Origin of the sequence: Compostimonas suwonensis, assembly GCF_002797855.1 — a bacterium.
Classification (GTDB): domain Bacteria; phylum Actinomycetota; class Actinomycetes; order Actinomycetales; family Microbacteriaceae; genus Compostimonas; species Compostimonas suwonensis.
Window position 1 is genome coordinate 37,392 of sequence record NZ_PGFB01000008.1, and the last position, 20,708, is coordinate 58,099.

Below are 20,708 nucleotides of genomic sequence, written 5' to 3' on the forward strand. Positions count from 1 at the left end.
TCCTCTCGGATCTGTCGTGCTCGGTGCTGCTGTGGAACACGGTGCTGATGTCGAACACCGATCAGTGCGTCGTCGGCGACGGGAGCCCGCTGTGCAACGGTAGCTGCGCGTCGGGTGTGACGGCGGGAGTCTGCACCGGCGTGCCGGAGACCGGCTGGGTCGCGGCATCCGGGGCCTGGTCTGCGGGCAGCTGGGTGACCAGGGGCACGCCGGCCAGGAGCGAGTTGGGGGTCAGGCCGGCCGGCCCGATGAGCGAGCCCGCACTGCCCTGCGCGGGCGCGGGGACGCCGAGCACCGCTCCATCGGAGAGCCGGAGGTAGACGGGGCTCGTGTTGCTCACCATGCCCAGGGCCTCGGCATTGGCCGCGAGGTTCTGCGGCGAGGAGACGCGGTCGAGGTCCTCCGAGATCGAGCTCGCGGTTCTCGTGAGGTCTTTCTGGGACTCCTGCAGGCTGCTGATCTCGTAGGCGCCCTGCGAGAGGCCGACGCTCAGGAGCAGCTGGGCGATGACGATGACGATGATGCCGACGATGACGATCGCCGCATAGATGGTGCGCGGGCGGGCCTTGCGCTGACCGCGGGTGGAGACGATCTCGATGTGCGGCGCGCGTTCGTGCTGCTCGGGCGCCTCGTCGGGACGTCGGGTCGGGTTCGGCAGCGCCCAGTCGGGGATCGCCGCGGTGGCGAGGGTGTCGGTCATGACAGTCGTCCGATCCGCTCGGCCGCGCGCAAGCGCACGGGGGTGGCACGGGGGTTCTCGTCCATCTCACGCTCGGAGGCGCGTTCGGCGCCGCGGGTCAGGAGGCTGAGCTGCGGCCGGTGCTCGGGGAGCTCCACCGGGAGCCCGGCCGGGGCGCTCGAGCTCGTGACGCGCTGCAGATCGCGTTTGACGATGCGGTCTTCGAGCGACTGGTACGACATGACGACGATGCGGCCGCCGATCCCGAGCGCCTCGATCGCCTGGGGGATCGCCCGCTCGAGGGCGAGGAGCTCACGGTTGACCTCGATGCGCAGGGCCTGGAAGACCCGCTTCGCCGGGTGCCCCGCGCGCTGCACGACGACGGGCGTGACCGCGGTGATGATCTCGACGAGCTGGCCGGAGCGCTCGATGGGCGCCTCGCGACGCGCGGCGACGATGGCCTGGGCGTAGCGCGCGGCGAGCTTCTCCTCGCCGTAGTCGCGGAAGATCGTGCGGAGCTCGACCTCGCTGTAGTTCGCGAGAACGACCTCGGCGGTGAGCTCGCTCGTCGAGTCCATGCGCATGTCGAGCGGGGCATCCTTCGAATAGGAGAACCCCCGTTCGACGAGGTCGAGCTGCAGGGAGGAGACGCCGAGGTCGAAGAGCACGCCGGCGACCTCGGGGATGCCGAGCTCGCCGAGCACGTCGAGGAACTCGTCGTAGACGGCGTGCACGAGGTGCGTGCGGTCGGCGAAGGGCGCGAGGCGCTCCCCCGCGATCGACAGGGCCTGGGGGTCGCGGTCGAGGCCCACGAGGGTGAGCCCGGGCAGGCGCGACAGGAACGCCTCGGAGTGCCCGCCCATGCCGAGCGTCGCGTCGACGAGCACCGCGCCGGGTGCGCGCAGCGCCGGCTCGAGCAGCTCGAAGCAGCGTTCGAGGAGGACGGGGGTGTGGATGTCGTCGAGTGCCATGGTGATGCGGACCGTTCCTGATCTCTGATCCCCATCCATTCCGACCTGGCACCGGGGAAGTGCGCCAGGGCGAGGAACGGCTGGGAGTCAGGGGCCAGGACTAGAAGAGTCCCGGGATCACCTCCTCCGCGGTGTTCGCGAAGACGGCCTCTTGCTCGGCCAGATAGCTCTCCCACGCGGCCGTGTCCCAGATCTCGGCACGGCTGCCCGCGCCGATGACCGTGAGATCGCGGTCGAGGCTCGCGTAGCTGCGCAGGGTCGGGGGGATCGTGACCCGGTGCTGCTTGTCGGGGGTCTCCGCGCTCGCACCCGAGAGGAAGACCCTCAGGTAGTCGCGTGCCTGCTTGCTCGTGACGGGCGCCTGGCGGATCTTGTCGTGCACGTTCTCGAACTCGCGGCTGCTGAAAACGTAGACGCAGTGCTCCTGGCCGCGCGTCATGACGATTCCCGCCTCGAGCTCGTCCCGGAACTTCGCCGGCAGGATGATGCGCCCTTTCTCGTCGAGCTTGGGGTTGTAGGTGCCCAGGAACATCGGCAACTCCCCCACTCTTCCGGCCAAGGATAAGGCGTGCCTCCACTTTACTCCACAATCCACCACCAAACAACGATCGAGGCGCGATTATGCCCAAAACGGCACAAAAAAAGCCCGGATTTCCGGGCAAGAACGAGGTGGAGGGAAATGGAGCACCGTGGCGCGTCCGAACGGCAAAAGGGCACAAAAAACGGGACCGATCAGACGATCGGCCCCGTCAGGGAGTGGGGTGGAGGAGTGTGGCGGGTCAGTCCCGGTTCTCGTCGCGCTTGTCCCAGCGCTCGTTGAGGCGGTCCATAAAACTCGAGGATGCCGGAGCCTTCGTGGAGGCGCGGGCCGAGCCTGCGCCGACCGGACCCGGTGAGCCGCCCTTCTGCTTGGGCGGGTTGATGGCGACCAGCACACCCACGAGCATGATCGCGAAACCGGCCACGCCGATCAACGGCTGCTGGAGGATCACCCCCGCGACGAGCGCTCCCACGCCGACGAGGGCGAGGAGGATCCCGAGGATGATGGCGCGATAGTTGACGCGACCGTTCCTCGTACCGACCGTCGCAACGAAATCGGCATCGTTTTGATAGAGATTGCGCTCCATCTCATCGAGGAGTCGCTGCTCCTGTTCTGATAGCGGCATCTGGTTCCCCTCAGGCTCGGGATCGACGCATCATGACAATCAATTCTATCCCCGCTCGGCGAAGCTAGGCTAGACAGGTGGCCGATAGCACTCGTTTGGTTGATCTCGTTCAAACGAGGATCGATGACTTCCTTGAAGAACGTGACCCTATTGTCGCCTCGATCAGCACCGACCTCGCTCCGTTTCTCGGCTTCTCTCGGGACTTTCTCAGCGGTGGCAAACGGTTCAGGGCCCTTTTCTGTTATTGGGGCTGGCAGGCGGTCGCCGGAATCGACTCCGAGTTCGATCCCTTCGGCTCGCTCGAGCCCGCCGAGCTCGACACCGTGATCGACGTCGCGAGCGGCCTCGAGCTCTTCCACGCGGCCGCGCTCGTGCACGACGACATCATCGACAACTCCGACACCCGGCGCGGCGCCCCCTCGGCGCACCGCCGATTCGAGGGCGTGCACCGCGACGACGACTGGTCGGGCGACGCCGCGCAGTTCGGCACCTCCGCGGCGATCCTCCTCGGCGACCTGCTGCTGGGCTGGAGCGACGAGCTCGTCGACGAGGGGCTCCGGCGGCTCGGGTCACCCGAGCGCGCGGCATCCGCACGGCGCCTCTTCAACACCATGCGCACGCAGGTCACGGCCGGGCAGTACCTCGACATCGTCGAGGAGCGTGCCTGGAGCGTGCACCCCGAGGCGGAGCTGCTCGAGCGCGCCCAGCGCGTCATCGTCTACAAGTCGGCGAAGTACAGCGTCGAGGCCCCGCTCGTGATCGGGGCGGCGATCGCGGGGGCGGATGAGCAGCAGATCGCGGTCCTGCGCGCCTTCGGCCTGCCGCTCGGCATCGCCTACCAGCTGCGCGACGACCTGCTGGGCGTCTTCGGCGACGCCGAGGTCACCGGCAAGCCGAGCGGCGACGACCTGCGCGAGGGCAAGCGCACCGTGCTCATCGCCCTCGCCCGGCAGGCCCTGCCACCCGGGGCGCGCCGGATCCTCGACGAGCTGCTGGGCGATCCCGCGCTCACCGCCATCCAGATCCAGACGCTGCAGGACACGATCCGGCACAGCGGGGCGCTCGAGACGATCGAGAAGCTCATCGCGCGGAACGTCGCCGAGGCTCGCGCCGCGCTCGACGGCGCGCCGCTCAGCAGGCGGTCGGCGAATCAGCTGCTCGCACTGGCCGAGACGGTCACCCGCCGCACGGCGTGACGGGGGGCTGATTGCCGAGGGCTCAGGCGAGCGCTCTCGGGCCGGGCGGGCTCAGGCGAGCGCCTGGGCGATCCGCCGCACCTCGGCCTTGCGACCGGCGAGCAGGGCGTCGATGGGCGCGACTCCGAGGCTGTCGTCGACGTCGAGCAGCCAGCTCATGGCCTCGTCGTCGTCGAAGCCGTTGTCGGCGAGAACCGTCAGGGTGCCCTTGAGCTCGCCGAGCGGCTCGTCGTCGACGATGAAGTCGGCCGGGACCTTGAGCACCCCGTCGACGCGGATGGCGAGGAGGTGGTGGTCTTCGATGAGCCTGCGCACGCGGCTGGGGCTCTGCCCGAGCACCTCGACGAGGTCGGGAACAGTCAGCCATTGACGAGTGGGATTCGGGTCTGTCACGGGAACAAGCGTGCCATGAACCCCGTCGCCCTCCAACTCCGTCGATTGTTTCCATCGTGTTAACGCTTTTCACTCCCGCCACAATGGTTGACTCGGGTTGCCTTCTGTGTCAGCGTGGGTAGACGGGCCACGGAATTCCGCGGATTCCGTTCGACGCGGCACCACACGCGTCACGATGAAAAAAGGGGGTCTCGACGATGCGCGGAACACAAACCCGGCAGACGCGAGTCCATGGTCCGGTCCAGAGCTCGGCAGCCGTCGTGCTCGTGGGCTCGCTCGCCGTCTCGCTCGGAATGGCCTCCCCCGCGGGCGCGGCACCCGAGACCCGCCGTCAGGCAACCCCCAAGCCCGCCACACCGCGCGTCGCGGCTCCCGTGCTCACACCCGCCGCCGCCTCGACGACACCCTCCGCGACCGCCACGGTCGCCGAGGCCGCGCCCCCGCAGTACATCGTCTCCTCGGGCGACACCGTGAGCGGCATCGCCGCGCGATTCGGCCTGTCGACCCAGGCGGTGCTCGACCTCAACGGTCTCAGCTCCGACTCCCTCATCTTCCCCGACCAGGTGCTGCGCCTCGCCGCCGACCCGGCGAGCCACGCGCCCGCCGCACCGGCGCCGCAGCCCGCGGCGGCTGGCGGCCTCGAGTACACGATCCAGGCCGGCGACACGATCGGCGCCGTCGCCGAGCGCTACGGGCTTCCCGTGCAAGACGTGCTCGACGCGAACGGGCTCAGCTGGACGAGCATCATCTACCCCGGCCAGGTCGTGACCGTGCCGCTCGGCGGCATGGACGTCGCGGTCGCCGCGATCGCACCGCCCGCGCCTCTCTCCCCGCCCGTGACCGCACCGGAGCCCTCGGCCTCCGCCCCCGTGGCATCCGTGGCGACCGACCAGACCCCGCTGAGCGAGGGGATGCGGGCCAACGCCGCCACGATCGTCGCCGTCGGCCGCGAGCTCGGCGTGAGCGACCGCGGGCTGATCATCGCCCTCGCCGCCGCCATGCAGGAGTCCAGCCTGCTCAACATCGAGCACGGCGACCGCGACTCCGTGGGACTGTTCCAGCAGCGGCCGAGCATGGGCTGGGGCACGCCCGAGCAGATCATCGACCCGGGCTACGCCGCACGCGCGTTCTTCGGCGGAGCCGACAGCCCCACCCCGGGGTGGACCCCCGGTCTGCTCGACATCTCGGGCTGGGAGTCGATGACCGTCGCACAGGCCGCGCAGGCCGTGCAGATCTCCGCATACCCCGACGCGTACGCGCGCTGGGAGGGCCCGGCGACCGCCTGGCTCGCAGAACTCGGCTGAAGCTCGGCTTCGGCGGTGTTTTGACCGGGTGCTCGGAGCATCCGTCCCTAGAATCGAACCCGTGAGCAACACCTCTGCCGACCCGATGATCGGCCGTCTCATCGACGGCCGCTATCAGGTGCGCTCGAGGATAGCCCGGGGCGGCATGGCGACCGTCTACCTCGCGACGGATCTGCGCCTCGAACGCCGTGTGGCCATCAAGATCATGCATGGCCACCTCGCCGACGACAGCACCTTCAAGAACCGCTTCGTGCAGGAGGCCCGACAGGCCGCCCGGCTCGCCCACCCCAACGTCGTCAACGTCTTCGACCAGGGCCAGGACTCCGACATGGCCTACCTGGTCATGGAGTACCTGCCCGGCATCACCCTGCGCGACCTCATCAAAGACCGCGGCACCCTCACGACCGAGCAGACCCTCGACATCATGGAGGCGATCCTCAGCGGTCTCTCCGCCGCGCACAAGGCCGGGATCGTGCACCGCGACCTCAAGCCCGAGAACGTGCTGCTCGCCGACGACGGCCGCATCAAGATCGGCGACTTCGGGCTCGCGCGCGCGGCATCCGCCAACACGGCCACCGGCCAGGCCCTCCTCGGCACGATCGCCTACCTCTCGCCCGAGCTCGTCACCCGCGGCATCGCCGACACCCGCAGCGACATCTACGCGCTCGGCATCATGATGTTCGAGATGCTCACGGGCGAGCAGCCCTTCCAGGGCGAACAGCCCATGCAGATCGCCTATCAGCACGCCAACGACACCGTGCCGCTGCCGAGCAGCAAGAACCCTCGGGTGCCCGTGGAGCTCGACGAGCTCGTGCTCTGGTCGACGGAGAAAGACCCCGAGAAGCGCCCGCGCGACGCCAAGGCGTTCCTCGACCAGGTGCTCGAGGTCAGCCGCCACCTGCACGAGAACGGCGGAACCCTCGCGGTGGGCTCGACGGCCGTCATGCCGGCCGCCCTCGCGACCGAGCTCCTCGAGACAGACCGGTTCTCGACGGCGGAGAGCAACGCCGAGACCCAGGCCTTCACGCAGAAGGCCCGCCACAAGACGGGCCCGGTGGTCGACGACAGCGCGACCGCCCTCACGGCCGCCGCCGCGAGGCGCCGACGGCGAGGAGGCTGGATCTTCGGCCTCGTCATCCTGCTCGCCGCCCTCGCCGCCGGAACCGGCTGGTACTTCAGCGCGGGGCCCGGCGGTTTCGTGACCATCCCGGTCGTGCGCGGCATGGCCCCGGAGCTCGCGCAGCAGCAGCTCGAGGAGCTCGGCTTCGAGGTCGCCTCAGAGCAGCGCAGCGATGTCGAGATCCCCGCGGGCACGGTCTCCGGAAGCTCGCCCGACGGGCAGACGACCGCCCAGAAGGGCACTCAGGTCACGCTCTACGTGTCGAGCGGCCCGAAGATGATCGCCGTCACCGACGTGGTCGGCATGCCGGAGGACCAGGCTCGCGCGGCCCTCGCCGACTTCGCGATCGGGGACTCGATCAGGCAGTTCTCCGATCAGGCCGCAGGCGTCGTCCTCGCGGCGACCGACGGCGCCGGCCAGCCCCTGCCGGCGGAGTACGGCGAGAGGCAGCCGATCACGCTCGTGGTGAGCGCGGGGGCGATCCCGGATGTCGCGGGCCTGTCGGTCGACGACGCGACCGCTGCCCTCACCCAGGCCGGGCTCACGGTGTCTCCCGATCAGCAGGAGGACTTCAGCGACGACGTCGATGCCGGCCTGGTCATCGGCGCCATCACCCAGACCGACCCGGTGAGAGCGAACGATCCCATGGTCCTGAACGTCTCGAAGGGCCCCGACCTCGTCGAGGTGCCCGACGTCTCGGGCGTCAACGTCGCCGAGGGCAAAGCGACTCTCGAGGCTGCCGGGTTCACTGTCGAGGTGAACTCGATCATTCCCGAGGGCGGCTGGGGGCTGCCGGGACTGGTCGTCTCCTCCACCGACCCGGCGGGGGGCGAGCAGCTGAAACGCGGCTCCACCGTCACGATCCAAGCCAGTCTCTGAACCCGCCGCCGCTCGCCTTCCTGAGCACGCCGAGCGGGTGCGACGCGGGCGGGTCTGTAGCCGAGCGCGGGTTTGTTCGCGAGCGACGAGCGCCGAGGTGCCGCGCCCGCGAACAAACCCCGCGCTCGATTGCTGAAGGGCTGAAGGGCTGAGGGCTGAAGAGGAGGGTCAGCGCGCGGCGGCGCCGAGCTCCTCGGCCACGAGGAAGGCGAGCTCGAGCGACTGCATGTGGTTGAGCCGCGGATCGCACAGCGACTCGTAGCGGGTCGCGAGCGTCGCCTCGTCGATGTGCTCGGAGCCGCCCAGACACTCGGTCACGTCGTCGCCCGTGAGCTCGACGTGGATGCCGCCCGGGTGCGTGCCCGCGGCGCGGTGAGCCTCGAAGAAGCCCTTGACCTCGTCGACGACGTCGTCGAAACGGCGGGTCTTGTACCCGGTCGGGGTCGTGAGGCCGTTGCCGTGCATGGGGTCGGTGACCCAGAGCGGGTTCGCGTCGTGGCCCTTGATCGCCTCGAGCAGCGGCGGCAGCGCGTCGCGCACCGTGCCCGCCCCCATCCGCGTGATGAAGGTGAGGCGGCCCGGCTCGCGGTCGGGATCGAGCTTGTCGATGAGCCGCAGCATGTCGTCGGGCTTCGTCGTCGGGCCGAGCTTGACGCCGAGCGGGTTGCGCACACGGGAGAGGAAGTCGACGTGCGCGCCGTCGAGGTCGCGGGTGCGCTCGCCGATCCAGACGAAGTGGCTCGAGGTGTTGTACGGGGTGCCCGTACGCGAGTCGATGCGCGTCATGGGCCGCTCGTAGTCGAAGAGCAGCGCCTCGTGGCCCGTGTAGAACTCGGTGCGCTTGAGCTCGTCGAAGTCGGCCCCGCAGGCGATCATGAACTTGATCGCGCGGTCGATCTCCTTCGCGAGCTGCTCGTAGCGCTGGTTGGCGGGGTTCTGGGTGAAGCCCTTGTTCCAGTCGTGCACCTGGCGCAGGTCGGCGAAACCGCCCTGGGTGAAGGCGCGGATGAGGTTCAGGGTCGAGGCGGCCATGTGGTAGCCCTGGATGAGCCGCCGGGGGTCGGCCGTGCGCGACTCCGGGGTGAAGTCGTAGCCGTTGACGATGTCGCCGCGGTAGGCGGGAAGGGTCACTCCCCCACGGGTCTCGGTGTCGCTCGAGCGCGGCTTGGCGAACTGCCCCGCCATCCTGCCCATCTTGATGACCGGCGTGGAGGCGCCGTAGGTGAGCACGACGGCCATCTGCAGCACCGTCTTGACCCGGTTGCGGATCTGGTCGGCCGTCGCCCCGGCGAAGGTCTCGGCGCAGTCGCCGCCCTGCAGCAGGAAGGCCTCGCCCCGTGCTGCGGCGGCGAGCCGCTCGCGCAGCTGGTCGACCTCGCCCGCGAAGACGAGCGGGGGCTGGGTCGCGATCTCGGCGGATGCCGCGGCAACCGCATCCGCGTCGGGCCACTGCGGCTGGTGCTTGACGGGCAGATTGCGCCAGTTGTCGAGGCCTGCGATCACGGACTCGTCGGCCAGCACAACGGTTTCACTCGGATCTACCACGGAGTTTTCCTGCTTCTCTCGCACGGACGAACGGTGCTGCGTCTCACCCGGGCGAGCCCGTCGGAGCTCGGCCGGGCCTCTCGCCCGACTCGTCTCGCACCGAGAATCGAGCTTAGCGCGAAAGGTTCGCGCGCTTCTCCTTGACGGTCGTCGCGTAGACGTCGTCGTACTCCTGGCCGCTCAGGGTGTTGAGCTCGTACATGAGCTCGTCGGTGATCGCGCGCAGGATGAAGCGGTCGCCCTCGAGGCCCTCGAAACGGCTGAAGTCGAGCGGTTTGCCGAGGATGATGCCGATCCGCCGCACCTTGGGGATGCGCGTGCCGATCGGCATGACGTGCTGGGTGTCGATCATGGCGACGGGGACGATCGGCGCGCCTGACTCGAGCACCATACGCGCGATGCCCGTGCGGCCCCGGTACATCTTGCCGTCGGGGCTGCGGGTGCCCTCCGGGTAGATGCCGAGCACGTGGCCCTGTGCGAGCACGCGCAGTCCCGTGTTGAGCGAGGCCTCCGAGGCCTTGCCGCCCGAGCGGTCGATGGGCAGCTGGCCGGTGGCGTTCATGAACCACTTCGTCGCCCAGCCCTTGAAGCCCCTGCGTGTGAAGTAGTCGCTCTTCGCGAGGAACGACACCCGCCGCGGCACCACGAGGGGCAGGAAGATCGAGTCGATGAACGAGAGGTGGTTGCTCGCGAGGATCACGGGACCCTTCTCGGGCAGATTCTCGATCCCGATGACCCAGGGGCGGAAGATCCCGACCAGCAGGGGCCCCGCGATCAGGTGCTTCATGATCCAGTAGAACACTGCCAGCTCCTCGTCGACCAGGCTGAAAGACTACAGCTCTTGGTAGCGGATGCGCGCGAGATCGGCGGCGCCGACCACCCCCGCGTCGTTGACGAGCTCGGCGATCGCGAACTCCGGCTCGGGGTGGTAGCCGCGGGCCGGCAGGTTCTCGAGGTAGGCGTGACGGATGGGCTCGAGCAGCTGCTCGCCCGACTGCGCGACGCCGCCGCCGAAGACGAAGAGCTGCGGGTCGAGCACGGCGCCGAAGCTCGCGCAGGCCTGGCCGAGCCAGGTCCCGAGCTGGCGCAGGGCCGCGAGGGCGCCCGCGTCGCCGGCCTGGATGAGGTCGCCGACGTCGGTGCCGGTGAGCTCTCCCTTCTCGGCACGAACGTCGGCGAGCACCTGGCCGATGCCCCGGGCGTCGGCGAGCTCGTTGGCCATGCGCAGGAGCGCCCGGCCCGAGCCGTACTGCTCGATGCATCCGTGCGCCCCGCACCCGCAGGGCAAGCCCTCGGGAACGACCCGCATGTGGCCGATCTCGGCGCCGGCGCCGAAGCCGCCGCGGAAGAGCCTGTCGCCCGCGACGATCGCGCCGCCGACCCCCGTGCCGATCGTGAGCATGAGCATGTCGCTCACCAGACGCCCCGCGCCGTAGCGGAACTCGGCCCAGCCGGCCGCGTTGGCGTCGTTCTCGATGATCACGGGAACGTCGATGCGCGCCTCGAGCTTCGCGCGGAACGGCTCGTTGCGCCAGTTGATGTTGGGGGCGTAGTACACGGTCGACTGCGAGGAGTCGATGAAGCCCGCGGCGGCCACGCCCACGGCGACCGGATCGCTGCCCTCGCTCAGCCGCTCGACCATGCTCACGACGACGTCTTCGATGAGACCCGCCTGGCCCGCCGGCGTCGGCCGGCGATCCTCTCTCACGATCGTTCCGAACTCGTCGACGACCGCTCCCGCGATCTTCGTTCCACCGATGTCGATGCCAATCGCGTGCACGGAGAAACCCTTTCGGTGCCAAGAGGATGCCGCGTCTCCAGCCGATCGGCGGAACGCCCCAGAAGAGTCTACGGTGCCTGATGATTTGCTCGGCGAATGGGCCGCGGAGGCCTGTTCACAGCCTCGCCACAGGTACAGTAGACGGATAGAATCCGCCCGGTTACAAAGGAGTTGCCGTGAAAGAATTCAGCACACCCGCACTCGTCGCAGCCGATCCGCAGGCCAATACGACCGATCTGCTCATCGACCGCGTCGCCGCGACTCCGAACGATCCGCTCTTCGCCGTGCCCGAGAACGGCGGATGGCGCGATGTGACCTCGAGCGAGTTCCTCGCGCAGGTCGTGGCCCTCGCCAAGGGGCTCGTCGCCGCGGGCATCGAGCCCGGCGACATGATCGGGTTCATGTGCAAGACCCGCTACGAGTGGACGCTCGTCGACTTCGCGACCTGGTTCGCGGGCGCGATCCTCGTTCCCGTCTACGAGACCTCATCCCCCTCGCAGGTGCTCTGGAACCTGAGCGACTCGGGCGCCACCTGGATGATCGTGGAGACCCCCGATCACTTCGCCCGCTTCGACGAGGTGCACGCCGAGCTGCCGCTCATCCGCCAGGTCTGGCAGGTCGACCTCGGCGACCTCGACAAGCTCGCCGCCTCGGGCTCGGCCGTGCCCGACGAGGAGATCGAGCGCCGCCGCACGCTCGCCGTCGGCTCCGACATCGCGACCCTCATCTACACCTCGGGCTCGACGGGCCGCCCGAAGGGCTGCGTGCTCACCCACTCCAACTTCGTGGAGCTGTGCCGCAACAGCGCCCTCGCGCTCAAGGAGGTCGTCGCCGAGCCGGGCGCCTCGACCCTGCTCTTCATCACGACCGCGCACGTCTTCGCGCGCTTCATCTCGGTGCTCGACGTGCACGCGGGTGTGAAGACGGGCCACCAGCCCGACACCAAGCAGCTGCTCTCCTCGCTCGCGAGCTTCAAGCCGACCTTCCTGCTCGCGGTGCCGCGGGTCTTCGAGAAGGTCTACAACTCGGCCGAGCAGAAGGCCGAGGCGGGCGGCAAGGGCAAGATCTTCCGGGCCGCGGCCGACACCGCGGTCGCGCACTCCAAGGCTCTCCAGGCCGGCAAGGTGCCGTTCGGGCTCTCGCTCAAGTTCCGCGTCTTCGACCGACTCGTCTACAGCAAGCTGCGCGAGGCGATGGGCGGCCGCGTGAAGTACGCCGTCTCGGGCTCGGCCCCGCTCGGCAGCCGGCTCGGCCACTTCTTCCACAGCCTCGGCATCGTCATCCTCGAAGGCTACGGCCTCACCGAGACGACGGCGCCCGCGACGGTGAACCTCGCGGACAAGTTCACGATCGGCACCGTGGGCCCCGCGCTCCCCGGCGTCTCCGTGCGCATCATGGACGACGGCGAGATCGAGGTCAAGGGCATCGACGTCTTCGCGGAGTACTGGAAGAACCCCGAGGCGACCGCCGCGGCCTTCGACGACGGCTGGTTCAAAACGGGCGACCTCGGCTCGTTCGACGACGACGGCTTCCTGACGATCACGGGCCGCAAGAAGGAGATCCTGGTGACAGCGGGCGGCAAGAACGTCGCGCCTGCGGCCCTCGAGGACCCGATCCGGGCGAACCCGCTCGTCGGCCAGGTGATCGCGGTGGGCGATCAGCGGCCGTTCATCTCCGCCCTCATCACCCTCGACCCCGAGATGCTGCCGGTCTGGCTCGCCAACAACGGCGAGGACAAAGACATGACGCTCGCCGAGGCATCCGTCAACCCGGCGGTGCTCGCCGAGGTGCAGCGGGCCGTCGACCACGCCAACAGCGGCGTCTCGCGTGCCGAGTCGATCAGGAAGTTCGTGGTGCTCTCGACCGACCTCACCGAGGCGAGCGGGCACCTCACCCCCAAGATGAGCATCAAGCGCGGGGTCATCCTCGACGACTTCGCCGACGTCATCGACACGATGTACAGCTCGGCGCCGGCGACCCAGGGTGTGAGCCTCGCGGGGTAGGGCTCAGAACCAGTCGGACTCGCGGATCGCCTTCATCGCCTCGCGCCGGGTCGGCTTCTCGAGCCGGTCGAGGTACAGCTTGCCCTCGAGGTGGTCGTGCTCGTGCTGCAGCGCCTGCGCCATGAGACCCGTGCCCGAGAGCTCGATCTCTGTGCCGTCGAGATCGATTCCGCGCACCCGTGCGAACGGGTACCGCGGCGTCGGGAACCAGAGGTCGGGCACCGAGAGGCAGCCCTCGTCGACGAGCTCCGGCTCTCCGCTCAGCTCGACGATCTGCGGGTTCAGGATGTAGCCGACCACGCCGTCGACGTTGTAGCTGAAGGCCCGCAGATTGACGCCGATCTGCGAGGCGGCGACGCCCGCGCGCCCCGGAGGCCGCACGCTGTCGAGCAGGTCGTCGACGAGGCCGCGGATGCCGTCGTCGACGACCCCGATCGGCTCGCTCACGGTCTTCAGCACGGGATCGCCGAAGATGCGTATCTGGCGTTCTGTCACAGTTCCTCCTCCGCCTTCAACAGGGCGTTCTCGACGACTTCGCTCGCGGCCGGGTGCGGCCAGTACTGCCCGCGGGCGAGCCCGCGGATGCTCAGGCCCTGGCTCGCGGCCTGGATGAGCGGCTGGATGAGGATGCTCGCCTCCGGCCCCACGATGTGGGCGCCGAGGAGAAGTGCCGTCTCCCGGTCGACCACGAGCTTGCAGATGCTCGTCACGTCTTCGAGAGCCCAGCCGTAGGCGGTCGTGCGGTACTCCTGCACGACGACGACGGCGTCCGGATGACTCCGCCGCGCCTGCTCCTCGGTGAGCCCGAAGTGCGCGATCTGCGGCCGGGAGAAGATCGCCGAGGGCACGGGCCCGGGATGCCCGCCGATGAGCTCGTGCGGATGGGCGAGGTTGTGCTCGACGATGCGGGCCTCGTGGTTGGCGACGTGCTTGAGCTCCCACATCGAGCTCACGTCGCCCAGCCCGTAGACGCCCGCGACGGGCTCGCCGCCCGAGAGCGCACGCTGGTGGTGGTCGACGGCGAGCCTGCCGTCGGCCTCGAGATCGTAGCCGGCGGATGCCGCGCCCAGCCGGTCGGCGTTCGGAATCCGCCCCTGCGCCACGAGTACCAGCTCGCTGCGCAGCTCCTCGCCGCCGTCGAGTGACACGACGAGCTCGGCGCCGTCGCGCGCGACCCCGCCGAGGTGCGCACCGAGGCGCAGGGACCAGTGTTCGGAGGCGAGGGCCGTGAACCGCTCCGAGATCTCGTGGTCGAGCTCGGTGAGCAGCCGCTCGGAGCGCGCGACGAGGGTCACCCGCACGCCGAGCGCCGAGAAGACGTGGGCGAACTCGACGGCGACCGCGCCGCCGCCGAGGATCGTGAGGGAGGCCGGCAGGGCGTCGATGCGCATGATCGAGTCGGAGGTGTGCAGCGCGGGATCGTCGCCGTCGTGCGGAACCTCCAGGGGGCGCGGTCGGGAGCCGGCCGCGATGACGATCTGCTCGCCGCTCAGGCGCACGCCGCTCGCCGACACGAGCGTACGGGGGCCGTCGAAGCGGAAGGTCTCACGGAAGACCGTGACGTTGGGGCTCTTCTCGTCGCGATAGCGGAAGCCGGCCCGGCTGATCTTGTCGGTCTTCGCGAACACCCGGTCGCGGATCGCGAGCCAGTCGACCGGGTCACGGGTGAAGGAGAGCCCGATGCGCGGGGCGTCCGCCGCGTGTGCCGCGACATCCGCGACGTGCACGAACATCTTCGTGGGGATGCAGCCGGCGTTCAGGCAGGTGCCGCCGAACCATCGGCCGTCGTCGAGCAGCGCGACCGTCTTGTCGTGGAACTCGGGGCCGATGAGCGAATTGCCCGAGCCCGCGCCGATGACGATCAGATCGACGTGCTGCTCGGAGGTGCTGCTATGCGTCACGTCTGCTGGTGGGCAGGCCCTCGACCACGAGAGACGCGAGGGTGCGTGCCGCGTCTTTCGTCAGCGGCTTGAGGTCTTTGTACGACACGACCGAGCCCGCGGCGAGCTGCGGGTCGTAGGGGATGCGCACGATCTCGCGCACCCGTGACTGGAAGTGCGACTCGATCTCCTCGAGCTTGACGAGGTTGGTGCCCTGGGTGGCCGTGTTCAGGGCGACGATCGCGTTGCGCACGAGGTCGCCGTAGCCGTTCGCCTCGAGCCAGGTGAGGGTCTCCGAGGCGAGACGCGCCTCGTCGACGCTGCCGCCCGAGACGATCACGATCGAGTCGGCGCGCTGCAGGGTCGCGCGCATGACGGAGTGCACGATGCCCGTGCCGCAGTCGGTGAGCACGATCGAGTAGAAACGCGCGGCGAGGTCGGCGACGACGTTGTAGTCGTTCTCGTCGAAGGCCTCGGAGAGCAGCGGGTCGGTGTCGCTCGCGAGGATGTCGAGACGCGTCTCGTCGCGGGAGACGAGGGTCGTGAAGTCGGTGAAGCCCTGGATCGAGGGGGCTTTCGTCACGACGTCGCGCACGGTCGCGCGGGTCTGCTTGTTGACGCGCTCCGAGAGCGTTCCGCGGTCGGGGTTCGCGTCGATCGCGATGATGCGGTCTTCGCGGGCGTCGGCGAGTGCCATGCCGAGCAGGGCCGTGACGGTCGTCTTGCCCACGCCGCCCTTGCGGGTGAGGATCGGCACGAAGCGCGCGCCGCCCTCAAAGACCTTCGAGATCCGCTGGTCCATCTCTTTGCGGGCCCGCACCTTCGCGGAGTCGCCGAGGTTGAGGGTCTTGAACGTCACGGTGTAGACGAAACGGTTCCAGCCGCCCTCGGGCACCGGCCGCGTCTTGCGGTTGACGTCGAGCAGGCGGTCGGCCGTGAGCATCGCAGCCGACTCGGGATCGCTCGAGTGCTCGCCGCGCAGTCTGTCGCGACGCGACAGCGAGTTGTCGACGACGGGAGCAGGCGCGGCGACGTCGACGCTCGTGGTCGAGGGTGCGACGATGTCCACGCTCGTGGTCGACGGCTCGCTCACCTCGACGTGACCGGGGTTGACGCTGACCTCGTCGATCGCGACCGCGACCTCCTCGGCCGGCACCTCGGGCGCGGGCGCGGGCGGCAGATCGACCGTGATGCTCAGGCTCTCGGGGAGCGCCGCGGCGAGGTCGTCGCCGGGGGTCGGCGGCAGCTCGCCGTGGTACTGCTCGACGAGCTCCTCGTCGGTTTGGAGGAGCTGCCCGGGAGCATCGTCGACTTTGCGTTTCTCTGACACGAGAACGGTCTCCTCTGATGGATTGGCAGTGCGATCTGAAGTTTAGCGCGGAGCGATCACGACGAGCAGGTCCCCGGCGTCGACCTGCTGGGTCTTCGGCACCGCGAGACGCTCGATCGTGCCGGCGACGGGCGCCGTGATCGCGGCCTCCATCTTCATGGCCTCGATCGACGCGACGGCCTGCCCGGCCTCGACGGATGCCCCGACCTCGGTCTGCAGCGTGACGACGCCCGAGAACGGCGCGGCGACCTGCCCCGGCTTCGAGGCATCCGCCTTCTCAGCCGCCTTCGCCTCGACGGTGATGCCGCGGTCGCGCACGAAGACGGGCCGCAGCTGGCCGTTGAGGGTCGTCATGACCGTGCGCATGCCCTTGTCGTCGGCCTCGCCGATGGCCTCGAGCCCCACGAAGAGCCGCACGCCCTTGGCGATCTCGATGACGTGCTCGGCCGCGGGGCGCAAGCCGTAGAGGTAGTCGACCGTGTCGACGACCGAGAGGTCTCCGAAGAGCTCGCGGATCTGCTCGAACTGCCGGGTGGGGGCCGGGAAGAGCAGGCGGTTGAGAGTCGCCCGACGGGTGGCGCCGTCGCCGGCGAGGCCTGCGCGGTCCTCCTCGGTGAGCTCGGTCACGCCGATCTTGATGTTCCTGCCCGCGAGCACCTTGCTGCGGAAGGGCTCGGGCCAGCCGCCGGGCAGCTCGCCGAGCTCGCCCGCCATGAAGCCGACGACCGAGTCGGGGATGTCGTAGTTGCCCGGGTTCTCGGCGAAGTCGGCCGGATCGGCGTTCACGGCCGCGAGGTGCAGGGCGAGATCGCCGACCACCTTCGACGACGGCGTCACCTTCGGTATGCGGCCGAGGATCCGGTTGGCCACGGCGTACATGTCCTCGACCTTCTCGAAGTCGTCGGCGAGGCCGAGCGCGATGGCCTGCTGCCGCAGGTTGGAGAGCTGGCCACCCGGGATCTCGTGCGTGTAGACGCGGCCGGTGGGGCCCGGCAGGCCCGACTCGAACGGCTTGTAGATGCGCCGCACGGCCTCCCAGTAGGGCTCGAGGTCGTTGACGGCGCTGAGCGAGATGCCCGTGTCGCGCTCGGTGTGGGCGAGGGCCGCGACGAGGGACGAGGCCGAGGGCTGGCTCGTGGTCCCGGCCATGGGCGCGCTCGCGACGTCGACCGCGTCCGCTCCCGCGCGGCTCGCGGCGAGCAGCGTCGCGAGCTGGCCGCCCGGGGTGTCGTGGGTGTGCACGTGCACGGGCAGGTCGAAGCGCTCGCGGAAGGCGCCGACGAGCTTCTCGGCCGCGGCGGGGCGCAACAGGCCTGCCATGTCTTTGATCGCGAGCACGTGGGCGCCGGTCTCGACGATCTGCTCGGCGAGCCGCAGGTAGTAGTCGAGGGTGTAGAGGTCTTCGGCGGGGTCGAGCAGGTCGCCCGTGTAGCAGACGGCGACCTCGGCGATCGTCGTGCCGGTCGCGAGCACCGACTCGATCGCCGGGCGCATCTGCGAGACGTCGTTGAGCGCGTCGAAGATGCGGAAGATGTCGACGCCCGTCGCGGCGGCCTCGCGCACGAAGGCGTCGGCGACGTCGTTGGGGTACGGGGTGTAGCCCACCGTGTTGCGGCCGCGCAGCAGCATCTGGATGTTGATGTTCGGCAGCGCCTCCCGCAGGGTGGCGAGGCGCTCCCACGGGTCTTCGCCCAGGAAGCGCAGCGCGACGTCGTAGGTCGCGCCGCCCCAGGCCTCCACCGAGAGCAGCTCGGGCGTCATCCGGGCCACGTAGGGGGCGACGGCGACGAGGTCGCGGGTGCGCACGCGGGTCGCGAGAAGCGACTGGTGCGCGTCGCGGAACGTCGTCTCGGTGACGGCGAGGGCCGTCTGCGCGCGCAGGGCCTCGGCGAAGCCCTTCGGCCCCAGCTCGAGCAGGCGCTGGCGCGAGCCCGCGGGCGCCGGCTGGCCCAGGTCGATCGCCGGGAGCTTGTCGGCGGGGTGCACGGTCGTCGGCAGAGGGCCGTTCGGCAGGTTGACGGTGACGTCGGCGAGCCAGTTGAGGATCTTCGTGCCGCGGTCTTTCGAGGGGCGGCCCTTGAGCAGCTCGGGGCGCTCGTCGATGAACGAGGTCGAGAGGTCGCCGGCGACGAACGCCGGGTCGTCGAGCACGGCCTGCAGGAAGGGGATGTTGGTGGAGACGCCGCGGATGCGGAACTCGGCGAGAGCACGCTTGGCACGCGCGACGGCGGCGGGGAAGTCGCGGCCGCGGGCGGTCATCTTCGCGAGCATCGAGTCGAAGTGCGGGCTGATCTGCGCGCCCGGGTTGATGGTTCCGCCGTCGAGACGGATGCCGGCACCACCCGGCGAGCGGTAGGTCGTGATCTTGCCCGTGTCGGGCCGGAAGCCCGCCGTCGGGTCCTCGGTCGTGATGCGGCACTGCAGGGCCGCTCCGCGCAGGCGGATGCTCTCCTGCTCGAGGCCCAGGTCGACGAGGCTCTCCCCCGCGGCGATGCGGATCTGCGACTGCACGAGGTCGACGTCGGTGACCTCCTCGGTCACGGTGTGCTCGACCTGGATGCGCGGGTTCATCTCGATGAAGACGTGCTGGCCGGCCCGCGGGCCGTCGGTGTCGAGCAGGAACTCGACGGTTCCCGCGTTCACGTAGCCGATCGAGCGGGCGAAGGCGATGGCGTCGGTGTAGAGCTTGGCGCGCACCTCGTCGCTCAGGTTGGGGGCCGGCGCGATCTCGATGACCTTCTGGTGTCGGCGCTGCACCGAGCAGTCGCGCTCGAAGAGGTGCACGGTGCCGCCGTCGGCGTCGGCGAGGATCTGCACCTCGATGTGACGCGGGCGGAGGACGGCCTGCTCGAGGAACATCGTGGGGTCGCCGAACGCGCTGTCGGCCTCGCGCATGGCCTCTTCGAGCGCACCCTTGAGGTCTGCCTGCGAGGCGACGCGGCGCATCCCGCGCCCGCCGCCTCCGGCGACGGCCTTGGCGAAGATCGGGAAGCCGATCTCCTCGGCCTGGCCCAGCAGGAAGTCGATGTCCTTCGAGGGCGGGCTCGACTTGAGCACGGGCACGCCGGCCTCGATCGCGTGCTCCTTCGCGGTGACCTTGTTGCCGGCCATCTCGAGCACCCGGGTCGGCGGGCCGATGAAGGTGATGCCCGCGTCCGCCGCCGCCTGGGCGAGGTCGGGGTTCTCGGAGAGGAAGCCGTAGCCGGGGTAGATCGCGTCGGCGCCGCTCTCCTTCGCGACCCGGATGATCTCCGAGACATCCAGGTAGGCGCGCACGGGATGCCCCGGCTCGCCGATCTGGTAGGCCTCGTCGGCCTTGAGCCGGTGCATCGAGTTGCGATCCTCGTAGGGGAACACGGCGACCGTCTTCGCGCCCAGCTCATAGGCAGCACGGAAGGCACGGATGGCAATTTCGCCGCGGTTGGCAACGAGGATCTTGGTGAACATAGAGACCTTTCGGGAGCGAGACGCACTCAGCAAACGGTTAGGTTCTCTAAGACTAGTAAAGGTAACGTATCTACTTGTGCACGTACTCAGCGTCAGCTCCCTCAAAGGGGGCGTAGGCAAGACCACGGTTACTCTTGGTCTCGCTTCCGCCGCCTTCGCCAAGGGACTCCGGACGCTCGTGGTCGACCTCGACCCCCAGTCGGATGTCTCGACGGGCATGGACATCCAGGTCGCCGGCCACCTCAACGTCGCCGACGTGCTCGCCTCGCCGAAAGAGAAGATCGTGCGTTCCGCGATCGCTCCGAGCGGCTGGACGCGCGGGCGCCCCGGCAAGATCGACGTGCTCATCGGCAGCCCCTCCGCGATCAACTTCGACGGCCCGCACCCGAGCATCCGCGACATCTGGAAGCTCGAGGAGGCCCTCGCGAACGTCGAGCAGGATTACGACCTCGTGCTCATCGACTGCGCCCCCTCGCTCAACGCGCTCACCCGCACGGCATGGGCCGCGAGCGACCGCGTGACCGTCGTGACCGAGCCGGGGCTCTTCTCCGTCGCGGCCGCCGATCGTGCGTTGCGCGCGATCGAGGAGATCCGCCGCGGGCTCTCCCCCCGGCTCCAGCCGCTCGGCATCATCGTCAACCGCGCGCGCGTGCAGTCGCTCGAGCACCAGTTCCGCATCAAGGAGCTGCGCGACATGTTCGGGCCGCTCGTGCTGAGCCCCCAGCTGCCGGAGCGCACCTCGCTGCAGCAGGCGCAGGGCGCGGCGAAGCCCCTGCACATCTGGCCGGGTGAGAGCGCCCAGGAGATGGCCCACAACTTCGACCTGCTGCTCGAGCGGGTGCTGCGCACGGCGCGTATGGGCGAGTACGCCGACAACCCCACGCCCTAAGCACCTCAGGCCGGCTCACAACGACGGACTTTCTATCCGAAAGTGCCTCGTTGGGGCGAAAAGGTCGCGTTCTGCCGCGAATCTCCGTCGTTTTGAGGAGGGTCCGTCGTTTTGAGCAGGTGGGGG

At 69.4% G+C, this 20,708-nt stretch carries 17 protein-coding genes; 5 read left to right on the top strand and 12 right to left on the bottom strand.

The features are described 5' to 3' along the window. Positions 1–61: 61 nt before the first annotated feature. The 4 genes from ftsL to CLV54_RS16995 form a co-directional block, all read right to left on the bottom strand. Positions 62–700, bottom strand: coding sequence for a cell division protein FtsL (ftsL, locus tag CLV54_RS16980; RefSeq protein ID WP_100346195.1), 639 nt, complete (start codon positions 698–700; stop codon positions 62–64). Then, entirely contained in the window at positions 697–1,650 is a 954-nt protein-coding gene (rsmH, locus tag CLV54_RS16985) for a 16S rRNA (cytosine(1402)-N(4))-methyltransferase RsmH (protein ID WP_100346196.1), read from the bottom strand. The genes ftsL and rsmH overlap by 4 nt, the downstream gene beginning before the upstream one ends. Before the next feature lie 100 nt (positions 1,651–1,750). Beyond that, the gene (gene mraZ / locus CLV54_RS16990) at positions 1,751–2,182 is read right to left on the bottom strand and encodes a division/cell wall cluster transcriptional repressor MraZ (RefSeq protein ID WP_100346197.1); all 432 of its coding nucleotides are present in this window, start codon (positions 2,180–2,182) and stop codon (positions 1,751–1,753) included. Positions 2,183–2,429: 247 nt separating this feature from the next. Continuing rightward, complete coding sequence (locus CLV54_RS16995) at positions 2,430–2,816, bottom strand: DUF3040 domain-containing protein (protein WP_100346198.1); 387 nt, start codon at positions 2,814–2,816, stop codon at positions 2,430–2,432. Between the two features lie 77 nt (positions 2,817–2,893). Here CLV54_RS16995 and CLV54_RS17000 point away from each other — a divergent pair, with 77 nt between their 5' ends. Continuing rightward, positions 2,894–4,012 (top strand): polyprenyl synthetase family protein, encoded by a 1,119-nt coding sequence (locus CLV54_RS17000; protein WP_100346199.1) that lies wholly within the window; start codon positions 2,894–2,896, stop codon positions 4,010–4,012. A gap of 51 nt (positions 4,013–4,063) precedes the next feature. On the opposite strand, the gene CLV54_RS17005 is transcribed toward CLV54_RS17000, so the two are convergent. Continuing rightward, a complete protein-coding gene (locus CLV54_RS17005) occupies positions 4,064–4,405 on the bottom strand; it encodes an Rv2175c family DNA-binding protein (protein ID WP_100346200.1) in 342 nt (113 codons plus the stop codon). 197 nt (positions 4,406–4,602) lie between these two features. Between CLV54_RS17005 and CLV54_RS17010 the strand changes: the two genes are divergently transcribed. Together CLV54_RS17010 and pknB are read left to right on the top strand one after the other, a co-directional pair. Continuing rightward, a complete protein-coding gene (locus CLV54_RS17010) occupies positions 4,603–5,709 on the top strand; it encodes a LysM peptidoglycan-binding domain-containing protein (protein WP_100346201.1) in 1,107 nt (368 codons plus the stop codon). A gap of 61 nt (positions 5,710–5,770) precedes the next feature. Continuing rightward, positions 5,771–7,708: a Stk1 family PASTA domain-containing Ser/Thr kinase gene (gene pknB / locus CLV54_RS17015; protein ID WP_100346202.1), complete on the top strand. Its 1,938-nt coding sequence runs from the start codon at positions 5,771–5,773 to the stop codon at positions 7,706–7,708. 168 nt (positions 7,709–7,876) lie between these two features. Here the strand turns inward: pknB and CLV54_RS17020 are convergent, their stop codons facing one another. The 3 genes from CLV54_RS17020 to CLV54_RS17030 all read right to left on the bottom strand — a co-directional run bounded on the left by CLV54_RS17020 (position 7,877) and on the right by CLV54_RS17030 (position 11,033). Beyond that, positions 7,877–9,253 carry a class II 3-deoxy-7-phosphoheptulonate synthase gene (locus CLV54_RS17020; RefSeq protein ID WP_425430290.1) on the bottom strand — a complete coding sequence of 459 codons (1,377 nt, stop codon included), beginning with the start codon at positions 9,251–9,253 and terminating at the stop codon, positions 7,877–7,879. A 112-nt stretch (positions 9,254–9,365) separates the two neighbouring features. Beyond that, on the bottom strand, positions 9,366–10,055 hold the full coding sequence (locus CLV54_RS17025; RefSeq protein WP_100346203.1) for a lysophospholipid acyltransferase family protein: 690 nt from the start codon (positions 10,053–10,055) through the stop codon (positions 9,366–9,368). Between the two features lie 30 nt (positions 10,056–10,085). Further along, entirely contained in the window at positions 10,086–11,033 is a 948-nt protein-coding gene (locus tag CLV54_RS17030) for an ROK family glucokinase (protein WP_100346204.1), read from the bottom strand. A 176-nt stretch (positions 11,034–11,209) separates the two neighbouring features. Between CLV54_RS17030 and CLV54_RS17035 the strand changes: the two genes are divergently transcribed. Continuing rightward, positions 11,210–13,036: an AMP-dependent synthetase/ligase gene (locus CLV54_RS17035; RefSeq protein WP_100346205.1), complete on the top strand. Its 1,827-nt coding sequence runs from the start codon at positions 11,210–11,212 to the stop codon at positions 13,034–13,036. Between the two features lie 3 nt (positions 13,037–13,039). Here the strand turns inward: CLV54_RS17035 and def are convergent, their stop codons facing one another. From def to CLV54_RS17055, 4 genes are read right to left on the bottom strand one after another with little or no spacing between them, the layout of a single operon-like run. Beyond that, complete coding sequence (gene def / locus CLV54_RS17040; protein WP_100346206.1) at positions 13,040–13,531, bottom strand: peptide deformylase; 492 nt, start codon at positions 13,529–13,531, stop codon at positions 13,040–13,042. After that, positions 13,528–14,937 (bottom strand): mycothione reductase, encoded by a 1,410-nt coding sequence (locus CLV54_RS17045; protein WP_100346207.1) that lies wholly within the window; start codon positions 14,935–14,937, stop codon positions 13,528–13,530. Before CLV54_RS17045 ends, def begins: the two co-directional genes overlap by 4 nt. Next, the gene (locus CLV54_RS17050) at positions 14,927–16,246 is read right to left on the bottom strand and encodes a MinD/ParA family ATP-binding protein (protein ID WP_100346208.1); all 1,320 of its coding nucleotides are present in this window, start codon (positions 16,244–16,246) and stop codon (positions 14,927–14,929) included. The genes CLV54_RS17045 and CLV54_RS17050 overlap by 11 nt, the downstream gene beginning before the upstream one ends. A 42-nt stretch (positions 16,247–16,288) precedes the next feature. Beyond that, on the bottom strand, positions 16,289–19,693 hold the full coding sequence (locus CLV54_RS17055; RefSeq protein ID WP_100346209.1) for a pyruvate carboxylase: 3,405 nt from the start codon (positions 19,691–19,693) through the stop codon (positions 16,289–16,291). 76 nt (positions 19,694–19,769) lie between these two features. On the opposite strand from CLV54_RS17055, the gene CLV54_RS17060 reads away from it, so the two are divergent. Beyond that, positions 19,770–20,582 carry a ParA family protein gene (locus tag CLV54_RS17060; RefSeq protein ID WP_100346210.1) on the top strand — a complete coding sequence of 271 codons (813 nt, stop codon included), beginning with the start codon at positions 19,770–19,772 and terminating at the stop codon, positions 20,580–20,582. Positions 20,583–20,708: the final 126 nt, after the last annotated feature.